The sequence below is a fragment of the Amylibacter sp. IMCC11727 genome (assembly GCF_029854195.1).
Classification (GTDB): domain Bacteria; phylum Pseudomonadota; class Alphaproteobacteria; order Rhodobacterales; family Rhodobacteraceae; genus Amylibacter.
Window position 1 is genome coordinate 2,584,514 of record NZ_CP122960.1, and the last position, 26,999, is coordinate 2,611,512.

Annotated in this window: 29 protein-coding genes; 16 read left to right on the forward strand and 13 right to left on the reverse strand. The window is 55.5% G+C overall.

The genetic code is table 11. From position 1 onward, the window contains the following. Positions 1-7 precede the first annotated feature (7 nt). The 3 genes from QBD29_RS13080 to QBD29_RS13090 are packed head-to-tail and all read right to left on the reverse strand — an operon-like array spanning position 8 to position 3,916. Complete coding sequence (locus tag QBD29_RS13080) at positions 8-574, reverse strand: sarcosine oxidase subunit gamma family protein (RefSeq protein ID WP_280098534.1); 567 nt, start codon at positions 572-574, stop codon at positions 8-10. Continuing rightward, a complete protein-coding gene (locus QBD29_RS13085) occupies positions 567-3,593 on the reverse strand; it encodes a sarcosine oxidase subunit alpha family protein (RefSeq protein ID WP_280098535.1) in 3,027 nt (1,008 codons plus the stop codon). The genes QBD29_RS13080 and QBD29_RS13085 overlap by 8 nt, the downstream gene beginning before the upstream one ends. Continuing rightward, on the reverse strand, positions 3,590-3,916 hold the full coding sequence (locus QBD29_RS13090) for a sarcosine oxidase subunit delta (RefSeq protein ID WP_280098536.1): 327 nt from the start codon (positions 3,914-3,916) through the stop codon (positions 3,590-3,592). Before QBD29_RS13090 ends, QBD29_RS13085 begins: the two co-directional genes overlap by 4 nt. Positions 3,917-3,963: 47 nt before the next feature. On the opposite strand from QBD29_RS13090, the gene QBD29_RS13095 reads away from it, so the two are divergent. Continuing rightward, entirely contained in the window at positions 3,964-4,149 is a 186-nt protein-coding gene (locus QBD29_RS13095; RefSeq protein WP_280098537.1) for a hypothetical protein, read from the forward strand. A gap of 197 nt (positions 4,150-4,346) precedes the next feature. Here the strand turns inward: QBD29_RS13095 and QBD29_RS13100 are convergent, their stop codons facing one another. Beyond that, complete coding sequence (locus tag QBD29_RS13100; protein ID WP_280098538.1) at positions 4,347-5,594, reverse strand: sarcosine oxidase subunit beta family protein; 1,248 nt, start codon at positions 5,592-5,594, stop codon at positions 4,347-4,349. Between the two features lie 233 nt (positions 5,595-5,827). Between QBD29_RS13100 and ccmI the strand changes: the two genes are divergently transcribed. The 4 genes from ccmI (at position 5,828) to QBD29_RS13120 (ending at position 8,503) form a co-directional block, all read left to right on the forward strand. Continuing rightward, complete coding sequence (ccmI, locus tag QBD29_RS13105) at positions 5,828-7,033, forward strand: c-type cytochrome biogenesis protein CcmI (RefSeq protein ID WP_280098539.1); 1,206 nt, start codon at positions 5,828-5,830, stop codon at positions 7,031-7,033. Further along, the gene (gene ruvX / locus QBD29_RS13110) at positions 7,030-7,512 is read left to right on the forward strand and encodes a Holliday junction resolvase RuvX (RefSeq protein WP_280098540.1); all 483 of its coding nucleotides are present in this window, start codon (positions 7,030-7,032) and stop codon (positions 7,510-7,512) included. The genes ccmI and ruvX overlap by 4 nt, the downstream gene beginning before the upstream one ends. Further along, positions 7,509-7,730: a DUF1289 domain-containing protein gene (locus QBD29_RS13115; protein ID WP_280098541.1), complete on the forward strand. Its 222-nt coding sequence runs from the start codon at positions 7,509-7,511 to the stop codon at positions 7,728-7,730. The genes ruvX and QBD29_RS13115 overlap by 4 nt, the downstream gene beginning before the upstream one ends. Positions 7,731-7,813: 83 nt before the next feature. Then, a complete protein-coding gene (locus tag QBD29_RS13120) occupies positions 7,814-8,503 on the forward strand; it encodes a TIGR02281 family clan AA aspartic protease (protein WP_280098542.1) in 690 nt (229 codons plus the stop codon). Here QBD29_RS13120 and QBD29_RS13125 read toward each other — a convergent pair. The 3 genes from QBD29_RS13125 to dusA are packed head-to-tail and all read right to left on the reverse strand — an operon-like array spanning position 8,500 to position 11,138. Next, positions 8,500-9,285 (reverse strand): hypothetical protein, encoded by a 786-nt coding sequence (locus tag QBD29_RS13125; protein ID WP_280098543.1) that lies wholly within the window; start codon positions 9,283-9,285, stop codon positions 8,500-8,502. The two genes, QBD29_RS13120 and QBD29_RS13125, sit on opposite strands and share 4 nt — an antisense overlap. Next, positions 9,282-10,106, reverse strand: a complete 825-nt coding sequence (locus tag QBD29_RS13130) for a sulfite exporter TauE/SafE family protein (RefSeq protein ID WP_280098544.1) — start codon at positions 10,104-10,106, stop codon at positions 9,282-9,284. Before QBD29_RS13130 ends, QBD29_RS13125 begins: the two co-directional genes overlap by 4 nt. A 39-nt stretch (positions 10,107-10,145) precedes the next feature. Continuing rightward, positions 10,146-11,138, reverse strand: a complete 993-nt coding sequence (gene dusA, locus QBD29_RS13135; RefSeq protein ID WP_280098545.1) for a tRNA dihydrouridine(20/20a) synthase DusA — start codon at positions 11,136-11,138, stop codon at positions 10,146-10,148. A gap of 142 nt (positions 11,139-11,280) precedes the next feature. On the opposite strand from dusA, the gene QBD29_RS13140 reads away from it, so the two are divergent. Further along, positions 11,281-12,033, forward strand: a complete 753-nt coding sequence (locus tag QBD29_RS13140) for an SDR family oxidoreductase (protein WP_280098546.1) — start codon at positions 11,281-11,283, stop codon at positions 12,031-12,033. Positions 12,034-12,047: 14 nt separating this feature from the next. Beyond that, a complete protein-coding gene (locus QBD29_RS13145; RefSeq protein WP_280098547.1) occupies positions 12,048-12,893 on the forward strand; it encodes a fumarylacetoacetate hydrolase family protein in 846 nt (281 codons plus the stop codon). Positions 12,894-12,915: 22 nt separating this feature from the next. On the opposite strand, the gene QBD29_RS13150 is transcribed toward QBD29_RS13145, so the two are convergent. The 4 genes from QBD29_RS13150 to QBD29_RS13165 form a co-directional block, all read right to left on the reverse strand. After that, a complete protein-coding gene (locus QBD29_RS13150; RefSeq protein ID WP_280098548.1) occupies positions 12,916-13,689 on the reverse strand; it encodes a gamma-glutamyl-gamma-aminobutyrate hydrolase family protein in 774 nt (257 codons plus the stop codon). Positions 13,690-13,829: 140 nt separating this feature from the next. Further along, positions 13,830-14,258: a heme-binding protein gene (locus QBD29_RS13155; protein WP_280098549.1), complete on the reverse strand. Its 429-nt coding sequence runs from the start codon at positions 14,256-14,258 to the stop codon at positions 13,830-13,832. Beyond that, complete coding sequence (locus QBD29_RS13160) at positions 14,258-16,396, reverse strand: malate synthase G (RefSeq protein ID WP_280098550.1); 2,139 nt, start codon at positions 16,394-16,396, stop codon at positions 14,258-14,260. Before QBD29_RS13160 ends, QBD29_RS13155 begins: the two co-directional genes overlap by 1 nt. Before the next feature lie 145 nt (positions 16,397-16,541). Next, positions 16,542-16,736, reverse strand: coding sequence for a hypothetical protein (locus tag QBD29_RS13165; protein ID WP_280098551.1), 195 nt, complete (start codon positions 16,734-16,736; stop codon positions 16,542-16,544). A gap of 75 nt (positions 16,737-16,811) precedes the next feature. Here QBD29_RS13165 and pepN point away from each other — a divergent pair, with 75 nt between their 5' ends. The 8 genes from pepN to QBD29_RS13205 all read left to right on the forward strand — a co-directional run bounded on the left by pepN (position 16,812) and on the right by QBD29_RS13205 (position 24,860). Further along, a complete protein-coding gene (gene pepN / locus QBD29_RS13170; protein WP_280098552.1) occupies positions 16,812-19,382 on the forward strand; it encodes an aminopeptidase N in 2,571 nt (856 codons plus the stop codon). A gap of 105 nt (positions 19,383-19,487) precedes the next feature. Continuing rightward, a complete protein-coding gene (locus tag QBD29_RS13175; protein WP_280098553.1) occupies positions 19,488-20,006 on the forward strand; it encodes a hypothetical protein in 519 nt (172 codons plus the stop codon). A gap of 10 nt (positions 20,007-20,016) precedes the next feature. Next, positions 20,017-20,616, forward strand: coding sequence for a dimethylsulfonioproprionate lyase family protein (locus tag QBD29_RS13180; RefSeq protein WP_280098554.1), 600 nt, complete (start codon positions 20,017-20,019; stop codon positions 20,614-20,616). 71 nt (positions 20,617-20,687) lie between these two features. After that, complete coding sequence (locus QBD29_RS13185; RefSeq protein WP_280098555.1) at positions 20,688-21,251, forward strand: hypothetical protein; 564 nt, start codon at positions 20,688-20,690, stop codon at positions 21,249-21,251. Between the two features lie 60 nt (positions 21,252-21,311). Beyond that, positions 21,312-22,823, forward strand: coding sequence for an Asp-tRNA(Asn)/Glu-tRNA(Gln) amidotransferase subunit GatB (gatB, locus tag QBD29_RS13190; protein WP_280098556.1), 1,512 nt, complete (start codon positions 21,312-21,314; stop codon positions 22,821-22,823). 477 nt (positions 22,824-23,300) lie between these two features. Next, positions 23,301-23,762 (forward strand): GNAT family N-acetyltransferase, encoded by a 462-nt coding sequence (locus QBD29_RS13195; RefSeq protein ID WP_280098557.1) that lies wholly within the window; start codon positions 23,301-23,303, stop codon positions 23,760-23,762. A 33-nt stretch (positions 23,763-23,795) separates the two neighbouring features. Next, positions 23,796-24,266, forward strand: a complete 471-nt coding sequence (locus QBD29_RS13200) for a thioesterase family protein (protein WP_280098558.1) — start codon at positions 23,796-23,798, stop codon at positions 24,264-24,266. Positions 24,267-24,365: 99 nt separating this feature from the next. After that, complete coding sequence (locus QBD29_RS13205; RefSeq protein WP_280098559.1) at positions 24,366-24,860, forward strand: DUF4177 domain-containing protein; 495 nt, start codon at positions 24,366-24,368, stop codon at positions 24,858-24,860. Positions 24,861-24,868: 8 nt separating this feature from the next. Here QBD29_RS13205 and QBD29_RS13210 read toward each other — a convergent pair whose 3' ends face one another. Beyond that, entirely contained in the window at positions 24,869-25,126 is a 258-nt protein-coding gene (locus QBD29_RS13210) for a BolA family protein (RefSeq protein ID WP_280098560.1), read from the reverse strand. 180 nt (positions 25,127-25,306) lie between these two features. Here QBD29_RS13210 and QBD29_RS13215 point away from each other — a divergent pair, with 180 nt between their 5' ends. Next, positions 25,307-25,960: a J domain-containing protein gene (locus tag QBD29_RS13215; RefSeq protein ID WP_280098561.1), complete on the forward strand. Its 654-nt coding sequence runs from the start codon at positions 25,307-25,309 to the stop codon at positions 25,958-25,960. Here QBD29_RS13215 and QBD29_RS13220 read toward each other — a convergent pair. Further along, complete coding sequence (locus QBD29_RS13220) at positions 25,953-26,996, reverse strand: succinylglutamate desuccinylase/aspartoacylase family protein (protein ID WP_280098562.1); 1,044 nt, start codon at positions 26,994-26,996, stop codon at positions 25,953-25,955. The two genes, QBD29_RS13215 and QBD29_RS13220, sit on opposite strands and share 8 nt — an antisense overlap. Positions 26,997-26,999: the final 3 nt, after the last annotated feature.

Sequence of the window (26,999 nt, forward strand, 5' to 3'; positions counted from 1 at the left end):
TATTTAGTCAAAGATGGTTCGGAAGCGTGTCTTTCGCAGCTGCATTCACCAGCCATTCGTACACAAACTGCCCCACAGAGCGGAAGCAAACCAGTTCCAGCTTACCCTCTTCTGTCAGCCAAAATGCAACCGCAACCTGCCCCAGACGGGAGCGCCGCATTTCACCAAGCGGCAAGCCCTCTACAGACATATCCGCAGGTGTCCCTTTGGCGATCACCTCGCGTACGCCGTCCCCCGTCAGGGTAAACAACGCCCGTGCATCCGATACATTTGCGGCCAGAAAATGCTCGCCTTTCAGCGCCTTTTCCAACTTTGCCACCACGCTATCTGCATCGGCGTAATCGCAAAACAGGATCAGCTCATCAGGGGACATCCACGCGACGCCACCTTTGGTTCCAACCTTAACGCCGCGCACTTCTGGCATGCCCAGACCCACTGCAGATTTCACCGCTTTGGCCATTTTTGCAGACGACAGGTCACCTCGAACCGTGATCATTCCTTTAACGCCTGCATCCTCTACACGGACTGCACCGTCAAAGCTCGCACCATGTGCTGCACTGATAACATTAGACATTTTGACGTGCCCCCTCTTTATCCAAGAACACTGGATCAACGATTTTTGCATTGATGGTTGTACCATCAACCCGTGCGAACTTGATGGTTTCTCCCATCCGCTCTGGCCCATGTTCAACCAGCGCCATGGCAATAGAACGTTTCAACGTGGGTGAGAAGTAAGTGGATGTGATCCGCCCAATCATGTGTTTGACCCCGTTCGGGCGCGTCGTGCCATCTACGGCATAGGCCCCGTCTGGGATCACAACATTCGGGTCTTCCGTTTCCAGCCCAACAAGACGCCAGCGATCCTCGCGCACCATGTCTGGCCGTTCCATGGCCCGTTTGCCCAAGAAATCTTCTTTCTTCTTGGAAATCGCCCAATGCAGGTTCAAATCCTGCGGGATCACCGTACCATCGGTTTCGTCGCCGATCATGATAAAGCCTTTTTCGGCCCGCATCACGTGCAAGGCTTCGGTGCCATAAGGCGTCATGCCAAACTCAGCCCCTGCCGCCAGTGCCGCATCCCAGAACGCTTGCCCCTGCGCCGCAGGAACGGCGATTTCATAGGACAGCTCACCCGAAAATGAAATCCGGAACGGACGCGCCTGAATGCCCGCGATCTTACCATCCGCAAACGTCATGAACGGCATGCCTTCAGCGGACACATCCATATCCTCGACGCCCATCTTTTCAATCACTTTGCGCGCATTCGGCCCCACAATCGCGATTTGCGCGTATTGCTCGGTCACATTGGCGGTATAGACTTTCCAGTCCCACCATTCCGTCTGCAACCATTCTTCCATCCACGCATGAATGCGATCTGACCCGCCAGATGTGGTGTGACACAGGAACGTTTCTTCATCCAACCGTGCCACAACACCGTCATCCGACAAAAACCCGTTTTCCGAACACATCAAACCATAACGACACCGGCCGACCTTCAGGTTGCTCATCATATTGGTATAGAGCATGTCGAGGAACTTGCCCGCATCAGGCCCCTTTACGATGATCTTACCAAGCGTCGAGGCATCCAAAATCGAAACACTGTCTCGTGTTTGCAAAATCTCACGATGCACCGCCTCTGTCACGCTCTCGCCGTCTTTCTGGTAACAATACGGACGACGCCAATCACCCACAGGCTCCCAGAAGCCACCGTTCGCATCAGTCCATTCGTGGATCGGGCTACGGCGCAGCGGTTTGAACAAATGCCGCGAGGCTTCGCCGCCAATCGCACCCATGGAAATCGGGTGGTATGGTGGGCGGAACGTGGTTGTCCCAACTTGCGGAATGTCCGCGTTCAAACTGTCGGCCAGAACAGCCAAACCGTTGATGTTGCTCAACTTACCTTGATCTGTCGCCATCCCAAGCGTTGTATACCGCTTGGTATGTTCAACGCTTTCATACCCCTCTTGTGCGGCCAAGCGCACATCAGAAACTTTCACATCGTTCTGATAATCGAGCCATGTTTTCATCTGCAATTTTTTGCTCATACCCTGTGGCATGGACCAAACTGGCAGAATTGGCGCTTCGGCCTCCGCACTTGCAACGGGTGCGTCTTTTACAACGGATTTATACCCCGTCACCGCCGCCGCTGCATCCCCAGCCGCGAAACCGTCAGCCAATGCCGCTGCCGCATCCAGATGCCCGTTCGCCGTACCGGCAACAGACACAAATCCTTCGCCATTGTCGCCCAGCGGTGGACGCGCGGGATCAGGACGGAACATCGCCGTATCTGTGTCCCACGTCAGCTTGCCCCCGCAATGGGACCACAAATGCACAACAGGGGACCAGCCACCAGACATGGCCACTGCATCACAGGCAACCTCATCGGTCTTTGTGCCCTCGCCAGCCTGTGAACAAATGCCCACGGACGTCACACGTTTGCCACCGTACACAGATGACACTGCTTTGCCCGTTTCAACGCGAATACCCATATCGCGGGCTTTGGTTGGCAATGGGCCGTCCGCAACAGGGCGTGCGTCAATAATGACAGGCACATCCAGCCCTGCCTCTTTCAACGCAATCGCGGTGCGGTAGGCATCGTCGTTGTTTGTTGCCACGGCCACACGATCCCCAACGGACACACCGTGGTTCACCGCATAATCGCGCACGGCACCTGCCAGCATAACACCTGGAATATCGTTACCAGCAAAAGACAGCGGGCGTTCAATCGCACCCGTTGCTGTCACAATCTGTTTGGCTCGAATGCGCCACAAACGGTGCCGCGGCCCAGCGATCTTAGGCGCGTGATCTGTCAGGCGTTCATACCCCAGCGCATAGCCGTGATCGTAAACCCCTGCCCCCATCGTGCGCGTCCGCACACGAACATTTGGCAGCGCTTCCAATGCCTTAACCGTTGCATCAATCCAGTCTTGTGCAGGTTTACCGTCAATTTCCACACCATCCACAGGCGCACGCCCACCGATATCTGCGTATTGCTCCAGCAACAGAACTTTTGCGCCCGACTGGCCCGCTTGCAATGCCGCCGCAAGCCCAGCGATCCCGCCGCCCACAACCAACACATCACAATGCGCATAGAAATATTCGTAAGTATCCGCATCACGATCTTCGGCCTTAGGCGCAGGGCCTAAACCCGCTGCTTTACGAATGATCGGCTCGAACACATGCTTCCACGCAAAACGCGGCGCGATGAATGTTTTGTAATAGAACCCAGCCGGAAAAAACCGCGACATCATCTTGTTCACAGCGCCCACATCAAATTCCAGCGTAGGCCAGTGGTTCTGTGATTTAGCGTCCAACCCGTCAAACAGCTCGGTTGTTGTGGCCCGTGCGTTCGGCTCGTATTTGCCACCTTCGCCCAGCGCCACCAGCGCATTCGGCTCTTCTGGACCTGCCGCAACGATGCCGCGCGGACGGTGGTATTTGAACGAACGACCTACCAGAACCTGGTCATTGGCCAGCAAAGCAGAGGCCAGCGTGTCGCCCTTGAACCCCTGTAAACGCTTGCCGTTCCAGTTAAACTCAACCTTTTGGCTGCGGTCGATCAGGCGACCACCATTTTGCAGACGTGTGCTCATTTCACAAATCCTTCCCAGTCAGGGCGTTTTGTTTTGATCTTTTTAATCAGGTCTTTGGGCGGCTCAAACGTTTGCGCCGAATAGGTCCCAAACACTTCCAGCGTCATGGTACACCGCGCCGCATGGAACCATTTCCCACAGCCATTCACATGCCGCCAGCGTTCAAAATGAACCCCCTTAGCGTTCTTGCGCATGAACATATAGGTTTCGAAGTTATCATCCGAAGACCCCGCCCCATAACGCGTGATATGGGCTTCGCCCCCCGCAGAGAGTTCAGTTTCTTCAGCGGCAATGCCGCAGTTTGGACAGGTTAAGAGTAGCATTTCGCGGCTCCTTGAAAGTCAGCCTTTTCAACCATATGTTGAAAAACATGGAACTTGTTGTTTGGATATTCGGAATTCTTCTGGTCGCTGGCGTTGGCATTGCCATTTGGGAAAAACGCACGGGCAAAACGGTCGTCGATGAAACCGATCCGAACGCCGCCAAGATGGACACCGCCCAGCGCGATGTCACGAACGCGCAGCAGATGTTCAACCAAAACTCGCATTTTCATTAAAGGGAAAAACGCTTGGACGTTTTTTGGAACATTATGGCACTTTGGCCGCTTTGGCTTTTGCTCGGCTTTCTCGCTTTCTGTCTTCACGCAAAGGATCGCCTGAGCAAGCAATCTGCCAACAAAAGGTTGTCGCGCGGCCAAAACGTTACAAGTACCAGCTGGGCTGGAGATGACGGTAGTGGAGGCAGCGACTAACATCAGTGCGCCACCCCAGCAGCAACGCTCTCATCAATAAAGCGTCCTTCGATAAACCGCTCCATACCGAACGCCGATGCCAATTCCCCTGGCTCGCCTTTGGCAACCGTTTCCGCAAACGCCCAACCTGATCCGGGAATGGCCTTAAACCCGCCTGTGCCCCAACCACAGTTGATGAAACAGCCACCGAGCGGTGTTTTGCCAATGATCGGGGACCGATCCCCTGTCACATCCACAATTCCGCCCCACTGGCGCAGCATTTTCAGGCGTGAAATCATTGGGAAGGTTTCAGACAACGCCCGCACTGTTTCCTCAATATGGTGGAACGATCCACGCTGGGTATAGTTGTTGAACGCATCCGTCCCGCCGCCAATCACCATCTCGCCCTTATCGGACTGTGACAGATACCCATGCACGGTGTTCGCCATGATCACCACGTCCATACAGGGCTTGATCGGCTCTGATACCAACGCTTGCAACGCCACGGATTCCATGGGCAAACGGAAGCCCGCCATATTGGCCAGCTCGCTTGAATGCCCCGCAACCACCATGCCCAGCTTCTTACAGCCAATCGGACCCTTGGAGGTTTCAATCCCTGTCACCTGACCATTGGCTTGGTTCACACCCGTGACTTCACACTTCTGGATAATATCCATGCCCATATCAGAACAGGCACGGGCATACCCCCACGCCACCGCATCATGACGCGCCGTGCCGCCACGGGGTTGCCACAACCCACCCAGCACTGGGAACCGTGGCCCCTTCAGCTCGATAATCGGGCAGATCTCTTTTACCTTCTCAGGGCCAATCCACTCTGTCGCCACGCCTTGCAACGCATTTGCGTGTGCCGTGCGCTGATAGCCGCGAATTTCGTGTTCGGTCTGCGCCAGCATGATCACGCCGCGCGGGGAAAACATCACGTTATAGTTCAGGTCTTGGCTCATGGTCTCGTACAAAGACCGCGCCTTTTCATACAGCGCCGCTGAAGGGTCCTGCAGATAGTTCGACCGAATGATGGTCGTGTTACGGCCTGTGTTCCCACCGCCAAGCCAGCCTTTTTCAATGATCGCCACATTGGTGATGCCGTAATTCTTGCCCAGATAGAACGCTGTGGCCAAACCATGGCCCCCTGCGCCAATGATGATCACATCATATTCTTTCTTCGGCTCTGGGGATCGCCATGCGCGCTCCCATCCGGTGTGATACCGTGCAGCTTCACGCGCGATTGCAAAGGCGGAATAACGTTTCATGGGCAGGCTCCGAAAACTGGTGTCTTGTGACGGGACAAATAGAGGCAGTGGCAGTTGGCCACCGTATCCCCTTTTTCACGGGCGACTCGTAACAGGCCAAACGACATAGCGCGAGCGATTCCCGACATTTGCGCGGTTTCAATTCGTCGCAGCATCATCCTGCCGATGGGGTTTGCGTTGCTCAGGCCAGCAGACTATGTGTCAGGGAACATTTCATCCGCACAGGTGCGTCTATGTTCTGGCTACTTGCCACAGGTTTGATCGTTATCGTGGGTGCGCCCTTGGTCGTAGCCCTGATCCGTCGCGACCCCTCGGCGCCCAAGGCCGCCGAACAGGATATGACCATCTACAAAGACCAAATCGCCGAAGTCGAACGGGATCTATCGCGCGGCGTTCTCAACACCGAAGAGGCAGAGGCCGCCCGTGTCGAAGTCGCCCGCCGCTTGCTGTCTGCGGACAAACGCGCACAAACCGAAACGGAGGCAACCCCTGCCCCGAAACAGGCCAACACCGTCGCTCTTGCCATCGTGGCCTGCGCCTTTTTGGGTGGCGCTTGGCTCTATTCCCAACTCGGGGTTCCAGGTTTGCGCGATTTGCCCTTAACCGAACGCCTTGCCGCCGAACAACAGGCCCGCGAAAACCGCCCCAGCCAATCCACCGCCGAGGCCGCCGCCACAAAGCTCGATGTAGAGGCAAACGCACAACTAGAAAGCCTCGTAGCCCAACTGCGCGATGCGGTTTCCCAGAACCCAACAGACCAAACGGGCCTGCGATTGCTCGTGGACAACGAAGCACGCCTTGGCAACATGTCAGCCGCCCGCGCCGCCCAACAACAACTGATGGATGTGCTTGGGGACAACGCCCGCCCGTCTGATTTTACGGATATGGGCGAAATCATGATCTTAGCCGCAGGCGGATATGTCTCCCCAGAAGCCGAAAGCGCCTTGGCCCAAGCCCTTAACCGCAATCCACGCGATCAACGCGCACGCTATTATTCGGGCCTCGCACTGGCCCAAACAGGTCGCCCCGATGTGGCCTACCGCATGTGGGCAGGTCTGCTCGAAGAAGGACCTGCTGATGCGCCGTGGATTCCGCTGATCCAATCCCAGCTGCCTCAAGTGGCCCGCGCCGCTGGCATTCCGTTGACATCACAACCCCAATCGGGCCCCAGCCAAGAAGATATCGAAAACGCCAACCAAATGTCTGACGCGGACCGACAGAATATGATCCGTGGCATGGTTTCTGGTCTTGCGGATCGTCTGGCCACTGATGGCGGTACACCCGCCGAATGGGCGCGTTTGATCCGTGCCTATGGGGTTCTAGGCGAACGGGGCAACGCCAATGCCATCTGGACCGAAGCAAAAGAAACCTTCAAAGACAACGCTGACGCCATGACCGTCCTAACCGAAGCCGCCCGCGCCGCAGAGATCATCAATTGACCCAAGCCTTCGAAGACGCCCACGATTTTTTGGCGGCAATCCCCGCCAACGCACCCCTTTTGGGGCTCGACCTTGGGGACAAAACCATCGGCATCGCCCTGTCTGACGTTCTCTGGTCCATCGCCACCCCACGCGAAACCATCAAACGCAAAAAGTTCGGCATTGATGCGACCGCGCTCGAAGCGATCATTGACGCCACTTCGGCCAAAGGGCTCGTCCTTGGCCTGCCACGCAATATGGATGGCTCCGAAGGGCCCCGCTGCCAGAAAACCCGCGCTTTTGCGCGCAACTTCGCCCAGCGCCGTGATTTGCCTGTTTTGTTGTGGGATGAACGCCTATCCACAGTGGCCGCTGAACGCGCCTTGCTCGAAGCAGACACCTCCCGCGCCAAACGTGCAGAAGTAATTGACCATGTGGCCGCTGGCTATATCTTGCAAGGGGCGCTGGATCGGTTCGCGCATATCAAAAAGGGTCTGTGATGGACGAAGTCTGGAAACGAAACGAAATCGACAGCCCCTGCGTGAAAATCTGTGTCGTCCACCCCGAAGCACGGCTGTGCATCGGATGCCATCGCACGTTGGATGAAATCGCGCAGTGGTCCAAAATGTCCGCAGAAGACCGCGCCCGTGTCAAAGCAGAACTGCCCGCCCGCGCACCCCAATTGCGCGGCAAACGCCGTGGCCGCAACCGCAGGTAACGCACAAAACTGTCAGATGACAAAGCGTTAATATTTCGCTAACATCCACCACATACAGGCGAAATCCGTTAAGGAAACACATCATGCGGTGGATATATCTGGCAATTGTCGCGGTGCTTGGCATCGTGTTTTGGCGCAAAGACGTGCAGCTGATAGACCTCGTTTTAAACGCAAATCTGAAATGGTCTCTGGCGGTCGCCCTGTTTTTGGGCGGCATTATCGCGGGCCAACTGATCCTTGGCGCAAAATCCCACCGCAACACGGCACGCTGGGCCTTTTGGGGCGTTTTTGTCGTCGGCATCTTGGGGCTGTTGGAATATTCCGTTGAATGGCGTCAGAAAACTCTGATCGCCAACAACGAAACCATCGTCTTGTCTGCCGCATCTGTGGAAACCGTGACACAGCATTTTGTGCCCATGCGTGACGGCCTGTTTGAAACCGAAGCCACGATTAACGGCCTTGAAACCCGTGCCCTTATTGATACGGGCGCATCGCTGGTTCTGCTCAATTATGAAACTGCGCAAGCTGCGGGAATTGACGTTGACGCGCTCAGCTATGACACACCTGTGCGCACCGCTGCGGGGCTTTTGGATATCGCCACCATTTCCCTTACTGAAATTCGCGTCGGCACACGCATTCTGGCCACTGATGTGGACGCAGCGATCACCCCAAAAGGGCTCGATCATTCAAACCTTTTGGGCATCAGCTTCCTATCCCAACTGGACGAAGCGGTTGTCGCCAACAACCAAGTCATCCTGAAACAAACCCGTTAATCCGCGTCTACCCACTGCTGCATCTTCGACTCATCGGCGGGGCGGAAATACGCGATCATGCGCCCTTCAATCGGCCCTTTTAACCCCATTTCCCAAGGGGCCACCCCATGCAGCGCATGGCGATGAATGACATAGGCTTCGCCCGTCTTCAGCGGCAATTCCACGCGCGGGCAAGTTTCAAAAATCTCGCGCCGCGTGGCCATGTTCACATCAGTCAAATCCACCTCTGGCCACTGCGCCACAGGATAGGGAGCTAACGCCTCTGAAAATGCGCGCTGCACAATTTTATGCGATCCCTCCCAGATCACAAAAGGTGCTGCCTTAGCTGGGCTGTCCGTCAACGCAATCCCCAGCAAAAACTGATGAAATTCGCGCAGAAACCGCCGCCGTGGCTGCCCTTCACCGTGCAACCCATCCACATGCGCCGCATCCCGATTGCGCCGAAACGCCAACGCCGCGTCGCTCTCTCCCTCCCACGGCTGGGGATAGCCTTCATAACACACAGACACCTGCGCACTGTCCCACAAAATCGGCTCTGGCTTGATATATTCATGCACAAAATCAACCGCCTGCCCCGCCAACGGCACACCGCTCACAGACCCATCCGTCAAATTTGGCAGGGCATTCACCCCTACAAACCACGTTCCCCCACAGCGCAACCAATCGCGCTGCATATCAGGGTCCTGCGCCACACGAATGGCCGCAGGCTTAGCCGCCTCAATCCACGCTGTCATCCGTGGATCAGGGGCAAATTTGACCCATCCCGTGTCGTGGTAACTCAACCGAAAAACACCTTACGCAGCATATTCAACGCCACCAGCATCAGGAAAAACGCAAACACCCGCTTTAACGGCTTTGGGTCCATCGCATGGGCAATTTTCACACCCAACGGCGCAGTGATCAACGTCATGCAAATGATCAGCAAAAACGCAGGCACATTCACATAGCCAACTGTAAACGGCGGCAGGTTTTCCGCATCTGGATTGCCAAATAGAAACCCAATCACACTGGGAACCGCAATCACCAAACCAAACCCCGCAGCCGTGGCCACCGCGCGATGGATCGGCACACCAAACAGGCTCATCAGCGGCACACCAAAACTGCCCCCGCCAATGCCCATCAGCACAGACATGAACCCCAGAACAGGGGATGTAATCGCTCGCCCAACACCCGTAGGCATTTTTTCACCCAAACGCCATTCAGCACGACCAAAGGCCAAATATAGCCCAACAATCAGCCCCAAAATCCCGAAAATAACCTGCAATTGACTGGATCGCAGCCCTGTTACCGCAACAACCCCAATGGCAGACCCAATCGCAATCCCAATGGCCCAGCCTTTCAGGATATCCCAATCCACCGCGCCCTTTTTATTGTGCGATTGCACCGAACGGATGGAGGTAAACACGATGGTGGCCAGTGATGTGGCCAAACAAATCTGCATCAATTGCGCGTTGTCGTACCCAAGGGCTGCGAAGGCATAGAAAAACGCAGGCACCAGGATAATACCGCCCCCAACGCCCAGCAATCCCGCCATAACACCCGCAAACGCACCAATGGCCATCAGCAGGATAATCATCGGGATCAATGTGGTCATTTCAGGCATAACACGCTCCGCATAAGATGCCTTTTGGTAGCGGACAGATCACTCCGCCGCAATGGGCTGCACATGTGACAGAGCCAATTCCACCACCTCAGGCCCAGCGCCTTCTGTGTGCGCCCGTTCAGACAAAGTGCGCCGCCATTGTCGCGCCCCTGGTCGCCCAGCAAACAGGCCCAACATATGACGCGTGATCTGGTTCAACCGTCCACCTTGCGCCAAATGTGCCTCAATATAGGGCAGCATGTTCAAAACCGCCTCATGCGCCGAACTGTCCGCATCACCGCCAAACAACACCCGGTCCGCACTTGCCAAAATATCGCTTGGCTGATGATAGGCCGCACGCCCAAACATCACCCCGTCCAGCCCACGATCAATATGCTCTTTGGCTTGATCTAGCGTGGCTAATCCACCGTTCAGCACAATTTCCAGATGCGGAAATGCGGCTTTCATCTGATGAACCAGTTCATAGTCCAAAGGTGGGATATCTCTGTTTTCTTTCGGGGACAGCCCCTCTAACCACGCCATCCGCGCATGAATAGTGAAAGAGCGCACCCCCCGTGCCGAAACGGTTTCAAGGAACGCAGGCAACACATCAGCAGGCACTTGATCGTCCACACCAATACGGCATTTCACCGTGACCTCGGCCCCCGTCGATCCCTCGCGCATCGCTTGCACGCAATCGGCCACAAGGTCAGGCTCACGCATCAAACACGCGCCAAATTTACCCGATTGCACCCGATCCGATGGGCACCCCACATTCAGGTTCACCTCACCGTAACCATATTCACACCCCACCCGCGTGGCCGTTTCCAACTGCGCAGGATCAGACCCACCCAGCTGCAAGGCAACGGGATGTTCGGCCTCATGAAATCCCAACAACCGATCCCGATCCCCATGGATCACCGCAGGTGCCGTCACCATTTCAGTGTACAAAAGCGCATGTTTGGACAGCAGCCGATGCAAATACCTGCAATGGCGATCCGTCCAATCCATCATAGGGGCTACTGAAAGGGTTCTGTTGATTTGTGTCGTCATAGCCGCCTTCTAAAACCACCGCATCGCTAAAACAACCCAAGCCATTTTGTGGCACAAAATTCGGCCTACCTGAAATCTCCATTGCCCCCTTCATCGAACACAGCAATACTTGCGCAACCCAAACATCCATACAGGTCTTATCATGTCTCAACCGCTCCGCCTTGCTGGCAAAACCGTTCTTGTGACTGCCGCAGGGCAAGGGATTGGACGCGCCTCCGCACTGGCCATGGCGGAAACGGGCGCACGGGTGATTGCAACGGATGTGAATGCCGATTTACTGGCAGATTTGCACCACGACGCCATCGAAACACAGGTGTTGGACGTTTTGGATGATACCGCCGTTCAAACCACCATGAACGCCAAAAAACCGAACGTTCTGTTCAATTGCGCAGGGGTAGTGCATCACGGCACGATCTTGGACTGCACCACTGATGAATGGGATTTCGCCTTTAATCTGAATGTGCGCGCCATGTTTATCGCAACCCAAGCGGCCCTGCCTCACATGCTCGAACAGGGGGGCGGTTCTATCATCAACATGTCGTCTGCCGTGTCTTCAATTATCGCGGCCCCCAATCGCTTTGCATATGGCGCATCCAAAGCGGCGGTTGTGGGGCTCACCAAATCCGTGGCCAAAGATTTCGTCACCCAAGGCATCCGCTGCAACGCCATTTGCCCAGGCACAGTCGAAAGCCCGTCATGGCACGAACGGGTTACGGCCCTTGGGGAACAACTGGGCAGTTATGACGCTGCCCTTGAACAATTTGTGTCGCGTCAACCCATGGGTCGAGTCGCAACTGCAGACGAAATCGCCAATCTCGTCGTATATCTTGCCAGCGACGAAAGCGCATTCACCACGGGCCAAACCCACGTCATCGACGGCGGTTGGGCCAGTTAAAGGAACCCCATCTCATGAAACTCCTTCGCTACGGCCCATCGGGCGCAGAAAAACCAGGTATGATGGATGCAGAGGGTAATATCCGCGATCTTTCAGGCCAGATTGATGATGTGAACGGCGCGCATTTGTCAGATGCCGCACTTGCCCGCCTCACTGCACTCGACCCAAACACATTGCCGATTGTGGATGGAAATCCGCGCATCGGGCCTTGTGTTGGCGACATCGGAAAATTCCTATGTATCGGTTTGAACTACTCTGATCATGCCGCCGAAACGGGCGCAAAAATCCCTGAACACCCGATCCTGTTCTTCAAAGCCAACTCAGCCATCGTCGGCCCCAACGACACCGTTGTCATGCCACGCGGGTCCGAAAAAACCGATTGGGAAGTGGAATTGGGTGTCGTCATCGGAACCGAGGCAAAATACGTCAGCAAAGAAAATGCACTGGATTATGTGGCAGGCTATTGCATCGTCAACGATGTGTCCGAACGCCACTTTCAGGCCAATTTGACAGGGCAATGGACCAAAGGAAAATCCTGCGACACCTTTGGGCCCACTGGCCCATGGCTCGTCACCAAAGATGAGGTTCCAAACCCACAAGCCCTTGATATGTATTGCAATGTCAACGGGGAACGCCGCCAAACAGGCAACACATCCACGATGATTTTCACCGTGGCCGAAATTATCGAACACCTCAGCCAGCTGTTCACCTTTCACCCTGGTGATGTGATCAGCACAGGCACGCCCCCGGGTGTTGGATTGGGGATGAAACCACCTCAATTCCTCAAAGCAGGGGATACAATGGAACTGCACATTGATGGGTTAGGCGTGCAAAACCAAACCGTCGCGGCGGATACGTAACCGCCAAACGCAGCGGTGGGGTTTACTCCGCTGCCGCCTGCGCCCCCATGCGGTTCGCACGATAGGTGCTCATGGCTTGGCCAAAGGCTTCGAACAACGGTTTTGAAACCGTGTCTATGCCCGCTTGCCATTCAGGATGCCATTGCACTGCCAACGCAAAACCAGATGCGCCTTCCACACGGATCGCCTCTGGCGTGCCATCAGGCGCATAGCCTTCAATCACAATCCGCTCGCCCGCGTCTTTAATTCCTTGCCCGTGCAGCGAATTGGTCCGAACAACGTCCGTGCCCCAAATCGCCTCAAACGCGCCACCCTTTTCCAGATTAATATCGTGGCGCAGGGCGAATTTTTCCTCAATCGTACCGTCAGGGGGCATGCGGTGGTTCATACGGCCCGGTAAATCACGAATTTCAGGATACAGCGTGCCACCAAAAGCCACGTTGAATTCCTGAAAACCGCGACAAATCCCCAAAATGGGTATGCCGCGCTCCACACAGGCACGGATCAACGGCAGGGTCAGTCCATCACGATCCCGATCAAAATCCCCATGCGCTGCGGTGGCCTCTTCACCGTATTCTTCAGGATGCACATTTGGACGCGCACCCGTAAACACAAACCCGTCGAACATGGCACACAGTTCGTCAATCGTGTTGAAATCAGGCGAAGCAGGCACAATCAACGCCGTGGCGTTGCTGACCTTGGACACGGCCTCGATGTTGTGCATACCACAAGCCTGCACAGGATAACTGTCATCAATCAGATAAGAGTTTCCAGTAATGCCAACAACAGGACGCATAACAGACCACTTTCTTTTGCTTGTTTCGCAGAATGTGACCAATCGCTTCCTTGGATGCAAGGGGCAGCACACTGATACGCGGTGTTGCCCATGAAAAAAGGCGCCCAAAGGCGCCTCAATCCTTCAAAACCTACGTGGCATTACCCTTCGGCTGTGAACGTTGCAGCCTCGATCCCAGCAATGGCGCACAGTACATCGTTTTCAGACGTATCCCCAGAAACCCCAACCGCGCCCATGATCGCGCCTTTTTTGTCTTTAACCAACACGCCACCAGGAACAGGCACAAATCGCCCACCATAAGCTCCGTTCAGCGCATCCGTCAGATACACCTGTTGTTCCGCCCGCTCCATCATTTTGGAACTGGGAACACCCATCTTAACTGCGGCGTTGGCTTTGCCATCTGCAACATGGAACCCGCCGGGGGCCGCACCGTCCTGCTTTTCAAACGCCAAAACGTTACCACCCGTATCGAGCACCACAACAGACAAGGGCTGCATATCCAGCTCTTTCCCTTTGGCAAACGCCGCGCGTACAATTTTGCGGCATTTCGCCAAATTCAATCCAGCCATTACTGTGACCCTTTCAATTCCAGTCGACGTGCATGCAAGATTGGCTCGGTATAGCCCGCTGGCTGCACAGTGCCGAGGAATACAAGATCACATGCCGCTTGAAAAGCCAGCCCCTGAAAATCAGGGCCCATCGGCGTATAGGCGGCATCACCTGCGTTTTGCTCGTCCACCACCAACGCCATGCGCCGCATGATCTCCATCACCTGATCGCGCTCCACCACACCGTGATGCAACCAGTTGGCAATGTGCTGGGATGAAATCCGACAGGTGGCACGGTCTTCCATCAGGCCCACATTGTTGATGTCTGGAACTTTGGAACAGCCAACCCCTTGGTCGATCCAACGCACCACATACCCAAGGATCCCTTGCGCGTTGTTTTCCACTTCGCGTGTGATCTGATCATCACTCCATGCGCGATAGGTCGCCAATGGAATATCCAAAATGTTTTCCACATGGCCCCGACGACCGCCCGCCTTGATCTTGTCCTGAACCGCAAACACATCCACCTGATGATAATGCAGCGCGTGCAACGTGGCCGCCGTTGGGCTTGGCACCCAAGCACAATTCGCACCAGACCGAGGATGCCCGATTTTTTCTTCCATCATAGCGGCCATCATATCAGGGGCGGCCCACATGCCTTTGCCGATCTGCGCTTTGCCCTGCAAACCACATTCCAAACCCACATCTACATTCTGGTTTTCATAGGCCCCGATCCAGCTTTTGCGTTTAATGAAATCTTTGCGCGAAAACGGCCCCGCTTCCATCGAGGTGTGGATTTCATCCCCCGTGCGATCCAAGAATCCAGTGTTGATAAACGCCACACGATGTTTGGCCGCACGGATACATTCTTTCAAATTCACTGTTGTGCGGCGTTCTTCGTCCATAATGCCGATTTTCACGGTGTGACGCGGCAGGCCAAGAATATCCTCAACCTTGTCAAACACCTCAGCAGCAAAGGCTACCTCATCTGGGCCGTGCATTTTGGGCTTCACCACGTAAACCGATCCATGCACCGAATTGCCGCTGTCCCGCTTCAAATCGTGCATGGCAATCAACGTGGTCATCATGCCATCCATCAGACCTTCGAACACTTCGTTCCCGTCTTTGTCCAAAATAGACGGGTTCGTCATCAAATGCCCGACATTGCGCACCCACAACAACGCACGCCCTTTCAGGGTAAACGCACTGCCATCAGGGGCCGTATATTCGCGATCTGGGTTCAAACGGCGGGTCGTAGTCTTGCCCCCCTTTGTGACTTCTTCTTCCAGATCACCTTTCATCAGGCCCAGCCAATTGGAATAGCACAGAACCTTATCCGCCGCGTCCACGGCCGCCACGCTGTCTTCGCAATCCATAATGGCACTCATGGCGCTCTCAACCAGCACATCCGCCAGCGCTGCCTGATCGCGACGGCCAATCATGTTGTTGCCATCAAACAGCAGCTCCATGTGCAACCCATTGTTTTGCAACAATATCGCTTCTGGATTGGCACGGCTCCCGCGATAGCCTTTGAATTTTTCTGGGGAACGCAGCGGATTGCCGTCCATCAGCAACGCACCGTCCACAACCTCATAGGTGCGCACATCCGCATGGCTTGTTCCATCAATCGGGAAATGATCATCCAGCATCACACGCGCGCGCGCCACAACGCGCCCCCCACGGCCACGATTGTATCCGCCGGGTTCTGGCAAATCCCCCAAAACATCCGTGCCATACATCGCATCATACAAGCTGCCCCAACGGGCATTCGCCGCGTTCAGCGCATAACGTGCGTTCATGATCGGAACCACCAATTGCGGCCCAGGCACCTTGGCAATCTCTGGGTCTACATTCGCCGTTTCAATCTCGAAATCCGCACCCTCTTCCACCAGATAGCCGATGTCTTTCAAAAACGCCTGATATTCATCGCGGTCATGCAACTTACCACGGCGCTCAATGTGCCACGCATCAATCTGGGCCTTCAAATCTTGACGATGATCCAACAGCGCCTTGTTCTTTGGGCCCAACACATGAACGATTTCAGAAAACCCTTTCCAAAACGCGTCGCCATCCACTTCTGTGCCGGGAAGGGCACGCGCCTCCACAAACTCTGCCAATTGCGTATCAACCTGAAGCCCGTGTTTCTCGATGTATGCCATGGTATTCCTCCAAAAAATCGCACCACTCCTACGCCAGCCACCCCGTCGGGTCAAACGCGCTTTGCTAATGAAATTGATTAGAAATTCTTAACTCACAAAAAAGGGGCCGACCCGCAGGTCAGCCCCCATCAAACTCTACTCGAAATTAACCCTCGACGCGTGCGCCAGTGGTGCTTTCGATCTGCACAGCAGCCCCTTCTGGCGCATCCCCGCGCAGAAATTGCGTGCTGAAAAATACGACAAACCCAACGGCGACAAGGCCAAGCACCAATCCGATTCCCACCAGCGGCCCTTTATGGCGCTGTTTTTGGGTGTCCAGATTTGTGTCTGTAGCTGACATTGTCATCTCCTTTGGTTGTGTTACCAATCACGACATAGGGCGTTGCCCCAAAAAGTCGAGCAAAGGACCACAAAGATGAAACCCACCCAAGCCCCCACAATCCGCCTGTCCGACTACACACAGCCACCATTTTGGATCAAAACCGTCGATCTGCACTTTACCCTGCACCCCACGGCCACCCGCGTGCGCTCTACCATCGAATTCACCGCCAACAGCGACCGCACAGATGGCCCGCACGACCTGCGCCTGCACGGCCAAGACTTGAAACTCATCTCCGCTGCACTCAATGGCACTGCGTTAAAGTCGGATGAAATCCTGCTCGATGCCGAAGGTCTGACCATCCCCGCCGATCTGGTCCCCCAAGACGGTTTCACTTGGACGGCCGAAGTTGAAATCAATCCAGAAGCAAACACCTCCCTCAACGGCCTTTACATGTCGAACGGCATGTACTGCACCCAATGCGAAGCCGAAGGTTTCCGCAAAATCACCTATTCCTACGACCGCCCTGATGTGATGGCGATTTACACCGTCAGCATCGACGGCGACAGCCCCGTTTTGCTCTCAAACGGCAACAAACAGGGCCACGGCAAATGGCATGACCCGCACCCCAAACCCGCTTACCTTTTCGCACTCGTCGCGGGCGATCTTGTCGCCCACACCGACAGCTTCACCACCATGTCGGGCCGCGAAGTCGCTCTCGAAATCTGGGTCCGCCCGGGGGATGAGGACAAATGCGCCTACGCCATGGATGCCCTCAAACGCTCCATGCGCTGGGACGAAGTCGAATACGGCCGCGAATACGATCTGGACCTGTTCATGATCGTCGCCGTGGATGATTTCAATATGGGCGCGATGGAAAATAAGGGGTTGAACATCTTCAACTCCAAATACGTCCTCGCCTCGCCGCAAACAGCCACAGACCGTGATTACGAACTGATCGAAGGCATCATCGCGCACGAATACTTCCACAACTGGACAGGCAACCGCATCACTTGCCGCGACTGGTTCCAACTGTGTTTGAAAGAGGGCCTCACCGTCTTCCGCGATCAACAATTTTCAGGCGACGAACGCTCTCACGCCGTAAACCGCATCGAAAACGTCCTACAACTCCGCGCAAGACAATTTCGCGAAGACGCAGGCCCGCTCGCCCATCCGCTACGCCCCGAAGAATACATCGAAATCAATAACTTCTACACCGCAACCGTCTATGAAAAGGGCGCCGAAGTCATCGGAATGCTCCGCACCCTCGTGGGCGCAGAAAACTATCGCAAAGCACTCGATCTGTATTTCGAGCGCCACGACAACCAAGCCTGCACCATCGAACACTGGATCAAAGTGTTCGAAGATGCCTGCGACACCGACCTCAGCCAATTCGCGCTGTGGTACGCCCAAGCAGGCACACCAAAAATCGGCGTTACCGAACGCTTTGAAGGCGACACGCTCACCCTCACATTCACCCAAACAAACCCCGACACACCGGGCCAAACCGACAAGAAACCCCAGGTCGTCCCAATCCGCACAGGCTTCCTCGGCGCCGACGGATCAGAAGCCGCACCAGAACAACTCCTCACCCTCACAGACAACGAACAATCGTTCGAAATCAACGGTCTGTCAGCCCACCCAACAGTCAGCTACCTGCGTGGGTTCTCTGCCCCCGTGATCCTGAACCGCACCGTAGACAACGCCACCCGCGCCTTCTTGCTGACCCACGACACCGACCCGTTCAACCAATGGGAAGCAGGCCGCGACTATGCCATGTCCCTGCTCACCGATATGGCCACCAAGGGCACAAACCCCGACGCCGCTTTCACCGCCGCTATGCTCGCCGTCGCCACAAACGATGCGCTGGACCCTGCCTTCCGCGCCCTCGTCCTCTCCCTCCCCTCCGAAGACGCGCTGGCACAGTCCCTGTTTGACGCAGGCCAAACACCCGACCCAGATGCGATCCACACCGCGCGAAAATCTCTTGCCAAAGCAATGGCAGACACCATGGCCGACGATCTGCCAAACCTCTATGCCTCCCTTGCCGTATCTGGCCCCTACACCCCGGATGCAACGGACGCTGGTAAACGTTCTTTGCGCGCTGCAGTCCTGTCCCTCATCAGCAAACATGAACCAGACTGCGCCACAGCCCGCGCCCAATTCGCCGCCGCAGACAACATGACCGAACAACTCTCCGCCCTCTCCACGCTTATCTCAAACGGCCAAGGCGCAGAGGCCACCGCCACCTTCTACGACCAGTGGAAAGCAGACCGCCTTGTTATCGACAAATGGTTCACCGTGCAGGTTTCCGCCGCACCCCCAGACACCGCCGTCGATGTGGCCAAAACGCTGACACAACACCCGGATTTCGATTGGAAAAACCCAAATCGCTATCGGTCCCTGATCGCAGGCTTTGCCATGATGAACCCCGCAGGGTTCCATCGCAAAGACGGGCGCGGCTATGAATTCTTCGCCGATTGGCTGATAAAACTCGATCCCGTAAACCCGCAAACCACCGCGCGGATGTGCGGCGGGTTCGAAACATGGCGGCGCTACGATGCCTCGCGTCAGGGGCTCATGCGCAAACAACTCGCCCGCATCGCCGCCCTGCCGAACTTGTCCAAAGACACCGCCGAAATCACAGGAAAAATCCTCGGCGATTAAGTCCTAAAATTGCCTTTTTCTTGGGGCAAATATCCGCGGGGGTGCGGGGGCTGCCAGCCCCCGCCGCCGCACCAAAAACAAATTTATCAAAAGGGACACATTTCAATGCCATTTATCCTCTCCCTCATTGCCATCGCTGGGGCCGCTTATTTCTGGTTCAACCGTGCGCGAAACGCCAAAGACGCCGCCGTTGATATCTTGGATGCGGCCAATGATGTGCGCCTTGCCGCCCGTCGCTTCGGCTTCAAACGCCGCACCAACGGGCACCCCGTTGATGACATCAACGAACCCGAAGTGGCCATCGCCACCATCGCCACCGCGTTTTTGGAACTCGACGATCTGCCCACCCAAAACCAACGGGATCAATTGGCGGTGCAACTGCAATACCAGTTAAACCAATCGCCCAAAGATGCCGAAGAACTCATGGTTCTTGGCCGCTGGCTGATGCAACAATGTGGCCGCCCAGACGCCGCAATTTCCCGCGTCACACGCCGTCTTTATAAATTTGACGGGGTGCATTCGGTGGAACCCTTGATGACCATTCTCAAAAACCTTGCGGGGGAAAACCTGTCTGACAGTCAATCAGACTGCATCACCGACATCACCCACGCGTTCCGGCTCTAAGGACACACCAATGCCCCAAGGAAAATCCGCCCTTCAATCTCTGTTCATCGCCCTTGCGGATACATTTGATGAAGAAGGCCGCGCAGGCGCGCAAGAGGCCGCATCGGCCCTGCGGATCATGGCCGACCTGATCCCGAACGCGCCACCCCTGTTTTCAACCAGATACGCAGAGGCACTGACCCAAACCCTGCAAACCTCAGATCACCCGCTTGCACCCCTGATAATCAACGCCATCCCGTTTATCCCCTGGGGCGGGTCCGAAGCCCGCAGTGGCCGCATATCTGACACGCTCGCCGATCAAATGCCCATGTGCGAACTGGTCGGTCCGGACGGCCTGTTCAAAATCGGCCACGTGCGTGTTGGCCTCTGTATGCAACAGGCAGGCGTCGTCTATGGCCCGCGCCGCCACCTTGCCGAAGAAACCTTCGTGCAAATCGCAGGTCGCGCACTTTGGTCCACCGAAAACAACACCCCAACCACCCACGACACAGGCGCGTTCATCCACCACCCGTCGAATGTTCTGCACACCTCTCAAACCACTGGCGCGCCCGTGTTTACCGCGTGGCGCTGGTCTGGCGACATCGGCTTTGACACGTATCAATTGAAATAGCCGCTCACACAGACGTGCAGTGACAAAACCCCCGCACCCCGACATCCTTGGCCCAAACCAAAGGATGTACCATGCGCACAATTCCCCTTCTCCTCTGCCTTCTCGCCTCCCCCGTCATCGCGCAAGACCGCGCAGGAAATGACACGGCGGGCGAATGGCGCTTTGACCACCACAAAGCCTTCGGCCTGTGGGACAGCATGTGCGACTGGCGCGAAACCGATGGCATCACCGAACGCCGCTGTTATCTGCGCTATGTGGATGTGTTTTCGCCCCGCCCAAAATTTGCCGCCGTCTTTACCTTTATTACTCCTGAACCCCAAGGGTACAAAATCGAATTCGGCATCGAACCAAACACTCTGTATAAAAAGGGCGGATTTCGCATAGATGCGGGGGACACAACCACATGGCAGCTTGATGATATCAACTGCACGCGCATCGCCACATGCACATGGACAGGGAACGCAGCTGACACGTTCATCGCCGCTCTTGCCGCATCCAGTGATGATCCAGCCGTTCTCGTCCAAGATTTCTTCGACCGCCACGGCCAAGAACAACTGCTGAAATGGGATCTCACCCCCTTTGCCGCAGCCCTTGCAGATTTCAACGCCCAAGTGGGCGAACGCGGCTTGCGCTAAAACACCCAAACGCCTAAAACGCATCCTGATAATTGCACCAGATGCGCAAAGGCAAAGCACATGCTTGATCTGACATTCACAGAACCAAAACCGAAAACCATCTCAGGCGCCACAGGCGATTGGGAGCTTGTGATCGGCATGGAAATCCACGCGCAGGTGGCCTCAAACGCAAAACTGTTTTCAGGCGCATCCACCAAATTCGGGGCCGAACCAAACTCCAACGTGTCTTTTGTCGATGCCGCTATGCCTGGCATGCTGCCCGTCATCAACGAATTTTGTGTGGAACAGGCGGTGCGCACGGGCCTTGGCCTCAACGCAGAAATCCACCTTTACTCCGCGTTTGATCGCAAAAACTATTTCTACCCCGACCTGCCGCAAGGCTACCAAATCAGCCAGCTCTATCACCCCATTGTGGGCGAAGGCGAAGTGCATGTAGACATGGAACCAGGCGTGGCGCGCACCATTCGTGTGGAACGCATCCACCTTGAACAGGACGCGGGTAAATCCGTACACGACATGGACCCAAACATGTCTTTCGTGGACCTAAACCGCACAGGCGTGGCCCTGATGGAAATCGTGTCGCGCCCCGACATTCGCGGCCCAGAAGAGGCTGCCGCCTACGTGGCCAAAATCCGCCAGATCGTACAGTATCTCGGCACCTCCGACGGCAACATGCAAAACGGCAACCTGCGTGCAGACGTCAACGTGTCTGTCTGCCGTCCCGGGGATTACGAAAAATTCCGCGAAACAGGCGATTTCGGCCACCTTGGCACGCGCTGCGAGCTGAAAAACATGAACTCCATGCGCTTTATCCAAGCCGCGATCATGGCCGAAGCCAAACGCCAAATCGCCATCTTGGAAGACGGCGGCGAAATCCAGCAAAACACCATCGCATGGAACCCAGACACGGGCGAAATTTCCCCGCTGCGCTCCAAAGAAGAAGCGCATGATTACCGCTATTTCCCGTGCCCAGACCTGCTGCCACTGGAAATCGAACAGTCTTGGGTGGACGAGATCAAATCCAACCTGCCAGAACTACCAGACGCGAAAAAGGCCCGCTTTATGGCCGATTTCGGCATGACAGAATACGACGCCAGCGTTCTGACCGCCGAAGTGGCGAGCGCCAACTACTTTGAAGAAACCGCCAAAGGCCGCGACGGTAAAACCGCCGCCAACTGGGTGATCAACGAACTGTTTGGCCGTCTGAAAAAAGACGAATGCGACATTACAGACAGCCCCGTGTCCCCCGCGCAACTTGGCGGCATCATCGACCTCATCGCCTCAGACGCGATCAGCGGCAAAATCGCCAAAGACCTGTTCGAAATCGTCTACACCGAAGGCGGCGACCCGAACGAGATCGTCGAGTCTCGCGGCATGAAACAAGTCACCGACACAGGCGCGATTGAAGCCGCCGTAGACGAAATCATCGCCGCCAACCCCGACCAAGTGGCCAAGGCGCAAGCCAACCCCAAACTGGCTGGCTGGTTTGTGGGTCAGGTGATGAAGGCAACGGGTGGCAAGGCCAATCCAAAAGCAGTGAACGAGCTGGTGGCGAAGAAGTTGGGTGGGTGAGTGAGTTTTTGATCTCAAACTTTAACAAAGTCACCTTAACGGTCGTTGTGTTGATAGCGACTTATCAAATCTCTACGTTATTTTTTGAACGAAGCTACGAAAAGGAATTAAGTGCGTTTGTTAATAGCGTCGAGAAAAACTCAATCAGTGAAGACGGTGTTTGGTTAGAAATACGTAACTCTCTAGGAGGATGGGAGAAAGCAATTCTAATTTTTGGATATTACGGGTCAGGTGATAGAGAAGTGTGCGATCAATTGCTTAATTCGCTATCTAAAGAAAACTCTACGCGCGAATATCGATGCTCCAGTGTGAATATCGATGCTCCAGTGTGAACTGACCCGTTACCGATAAACAAAAGGCTCATCGCTACAATCTTCACCGCGCCTACTTGTTTGAAACAGCTAGGCCAAAAAGCCTTCAGCGAATTTGTTGCAACAGTTTTAGCTAGTAAACCGAACGCCCCCTAGGACGGACCTCATGCAAATCAGACCCGCCAATCCAAACGATGCCGCGGCCTTGAACAGCATTTTGCAAGACCTCATCACCGCAGGAAAACGCGCCAAACCGAGCAGCCCTGCGTTTGTGTTGTCCCATTACATCGCTCATCCCGACCAAATCCAATGCAGCCTTGCAATCGACCAAAACGGGCAGGCTCTCGGCTTCCAATCCCTCAAACGCGCCGTGCGAGGCAACCCTTACGGCACATCAATCGGATGGGGCATCATCGGCACGCACATCCGCCCTTCCGCCGCGCGGCGCGGCCTTGGGCGTGCCCTCTTTGAACACACCAAACGCGCGGCCCAGTCCAACAACATCCGCGAAATCGAAGCCCTTATCGCCGCTCACAACGCGCCAGCGCTTTCCTTCTATGCGTCGCTCGGGTTTCAAACCTATAAAAAGAGCGCCGAGACGGTTGGTAAATCCTTTAAGGTTCTTTAAGAAGGCAACGTTCGTTTCTAAAGGCCCACCCCAATGCAAGCCCCCTTCCGCTCCTCCCCCAAACACGTCCGCCCTGAATGGATCGACTATAACGGTCACCTCAACATGGCCTATTACACCGTGCTGTTCGACACCTCCGTCGATGAGATTTACGAAGAAATCGGCTTTGGCCCCGACTACGCCAAAAATGACGGCCACACGACTTACACGGCGGAGTTTCACATCAGCTACATCCGCGAGCTGCACGAAGGCGACGAGGTCTATGTGACCACGCAACTGATCGCCTACGACGAGAAACGGTTCCACACCTACCAAGAACTTTTCCACGCCGACGGCTGGCTCGCTGCCACGGGCGAAGCGCTCGCGCTGCACATTGATATGTCAGGCCCGCGCGTGGCCCCGATGCCCGATCACATCCTTGCCAATTTCAAGGCCATCCATGCAGCCCACAGCGTTTTGCCCTTGCCCAAACGGGTCAGCAAATCCATCTCAATCAAAGCCTGACGGTTTTTCGCCCAAGGCCACTCAACGCACCACTCTGCCCTTGCTCTGTCGCCCCTAATCGGGCAAAACCACAGCCGATCAAGTGATGGGAAAGTCAAAATGCAAACCTTTGAATACAAAGTCGTTCCAGCCCCAAATCGGTCCAAACGGATCAAAGGCGTCAAAGGAACCGCAGGGCGTTTTGCCGCCGTTTTGACTGAAACCATGAACGAACAGGCCGCCGAAGGCTGGGAATACCTGCGTTCCGACAGCCTGCCCGTCGAAGAGAAACCAGGCTTGCTGAAATCCCGTGTTGAAACATATCAAACGGTTCTGGTGTTTCGCCGCACCGTTGTGGCCGATGAAACAACCGCCATGGCAGGATATATCGAAGATCAAACCGATATGGTCGAAGCCGAGCCAGACCCCGTGGTCGAACCCGCACACACCCCAGAATCAGCGCAGGAACCAACGGAACTGCCTGCCGAACCTGCCGTGTCTTCAGACTGGGCCGAAACAACGGAATATCCCGCCGACCCTCCGATGACGAGCCAAGCGGAAGACAGCCCTTTCGCTCAGCCAGAAAACGCAGCCGACGATCCCGCAACGCGTTAATCGCCGCGTTAGCTGCTCACATCGAGCGCCAGCGCATGGACCCGTTCGTCCATCTCGGCTTTGACACAGGCCATGACGGCACGTTGGCGCGCCACACGGCTCATCCCCTTGAGCGTCTCTGCCCGCATCACAATACGAAAATGGGTCTCGCCCCCTTCGCGGTATCCCCCATGCCCCCGATGATCTTCACTTTCATCAATAATTTCAAGAGTTTGCGGCTCAAACTCAGCCGTTAACTTGCGCTCCATGCGCTCTTTCATTGTCATATTTTTTACCATTCACCCTAAAATGCCCCTTGGCGCTCTGGCTTAATAAGCTAAACTCCCTCGTCCGAGTCGAAAAGCACTTCTATGACTTCAGGTTGTAAAAACTGTGTTTCTCACTCGGTTTCGCGGCGGCCCTACTCTTTCGGGCTGGAATAGAACGCACTCACAAAGGATGACCCAATGGCCGAACGCTCGCCGTTTGATTTCGACATTTCCGTTTCTGCTGATAAAAAGCGGCGCGCCAAAGGACGGCGCGGCATGTCTGGCGCGTTTGAAACGTCATCCCGTCAATGCCAGCACGATGGCTGCAACGAACCGGGCAAATACCGCGCGCCAAAACATCCTGACAATCTGGAAGAGTTTTATTGGTTCTGCCTCACGCACATCCGCGAATTTAACTCCAAATGGAACTTCTTCGAAAACCACTCCGAAGAAGAAATGGAAAAACAATTCGCCGCAGATCGCGTATGGGACCGCGACACAAAACCCTTCGGGGATAAGGCCAACCACGCCAAAGCCACCATCGAAGAAAAAGCATGGGCACGGCTCGGCATCGAAGACCCGACCGAAGTGCTTGGCGCAAACGCCACCCGCAATCCCGGCAAATCAGACCCAGCAGGGGGCACACGGCGCTTGCCTGCCGCCGAACGCAAGGCGATTGATATTTTGGAAGCACGGGACAACTGGACCAAAGCAGAACTGCGCAAACAGTACAAAAAACTGATCAAAGAACTGCACCCAGACATGAACGGCGGCGACCGCTCAGACGAAGACCGCCTGCAACAGGTCGTTTGGGCTTGGGATCAAATCAAGAATTCCAAACTCTTTAAATAATCTCGTCTTCATCAAACAGCGGGTCACGCTCCATCTGCGTGGCCCAATCTTCAACCGCTTCTTCTGCCTCGGCCGTGGATTTCACCTCGGCAATATGGAACGTGGCGTCCCCTTCGTTCACCACAGGCAACACTGCCCGCCCGATGATGACACCGCCCAATGGTGCAATCAGCTCTGCCTCTTCTTGGCCAAACGGGTCAGATACCGCGCCCAGCACATCGCCTTCTTTCACAAAATCGCCTTCCCCTTTGAACCCGCGCAACAACCCGCCCGCAGGGGAACGCACCCATTTGCTGCCCTCACATAAAACGCTTGGCCCTTTGGGTTTGGCGATACCTTTGCGCGATACCATGCCCAGATGCCGCAATACGCGCAAAATCCCCGCCACGCCCGCACGCACAGCCATTTCATCAAACCGCAGCCCTTCGCCTGCCTCATACAACAGCACATCCACACCGCGCTCCGCCGCACATTGCCGCAAACTGCCTTCGCGCAAGTCAGAGGTCAGGATCACAGGGGCGCCAAACACATGGGCCAAATCCAGCATACCTTCGCGCCCTTCGGACACACGAATTTGCGGCAGGTTCGTGCGGTGAATGGCGGCAGAATGCAAATCCACCCCAAAATCACATCGCGCCACAATATCGTTAAGGAAAATATGCGCCAAACGCGATGCCAGCGATCCTTTGCTGGAACCTGGGAAAGATCGGTTCAAATCGCGTCGATCAGGCAAATACCGCGATCGCATCAAAAACCCATAGGTGTTCACAATCGGCACCACAATTAACGTGCCGCGCAGGGTATCGAGCCCCTCAAACCCCAACAACCGGCGCACGATTTCCACGCCAATCACCTCATCCCCATGCACACCCGCGCTGACGAAAAAGGTCGGCCCCGCCTTTTTACCGTGGATCACATGGGCAGACAGCGCCACAGGGGTATGATCCGCCATCACGCTAACAGGCAAATGCACCGTGGCCCGCGTCCCCGCAGCCACCGCCGTGTCGCCCAATACAAAATCCGCCCGCTTAGCCATTGG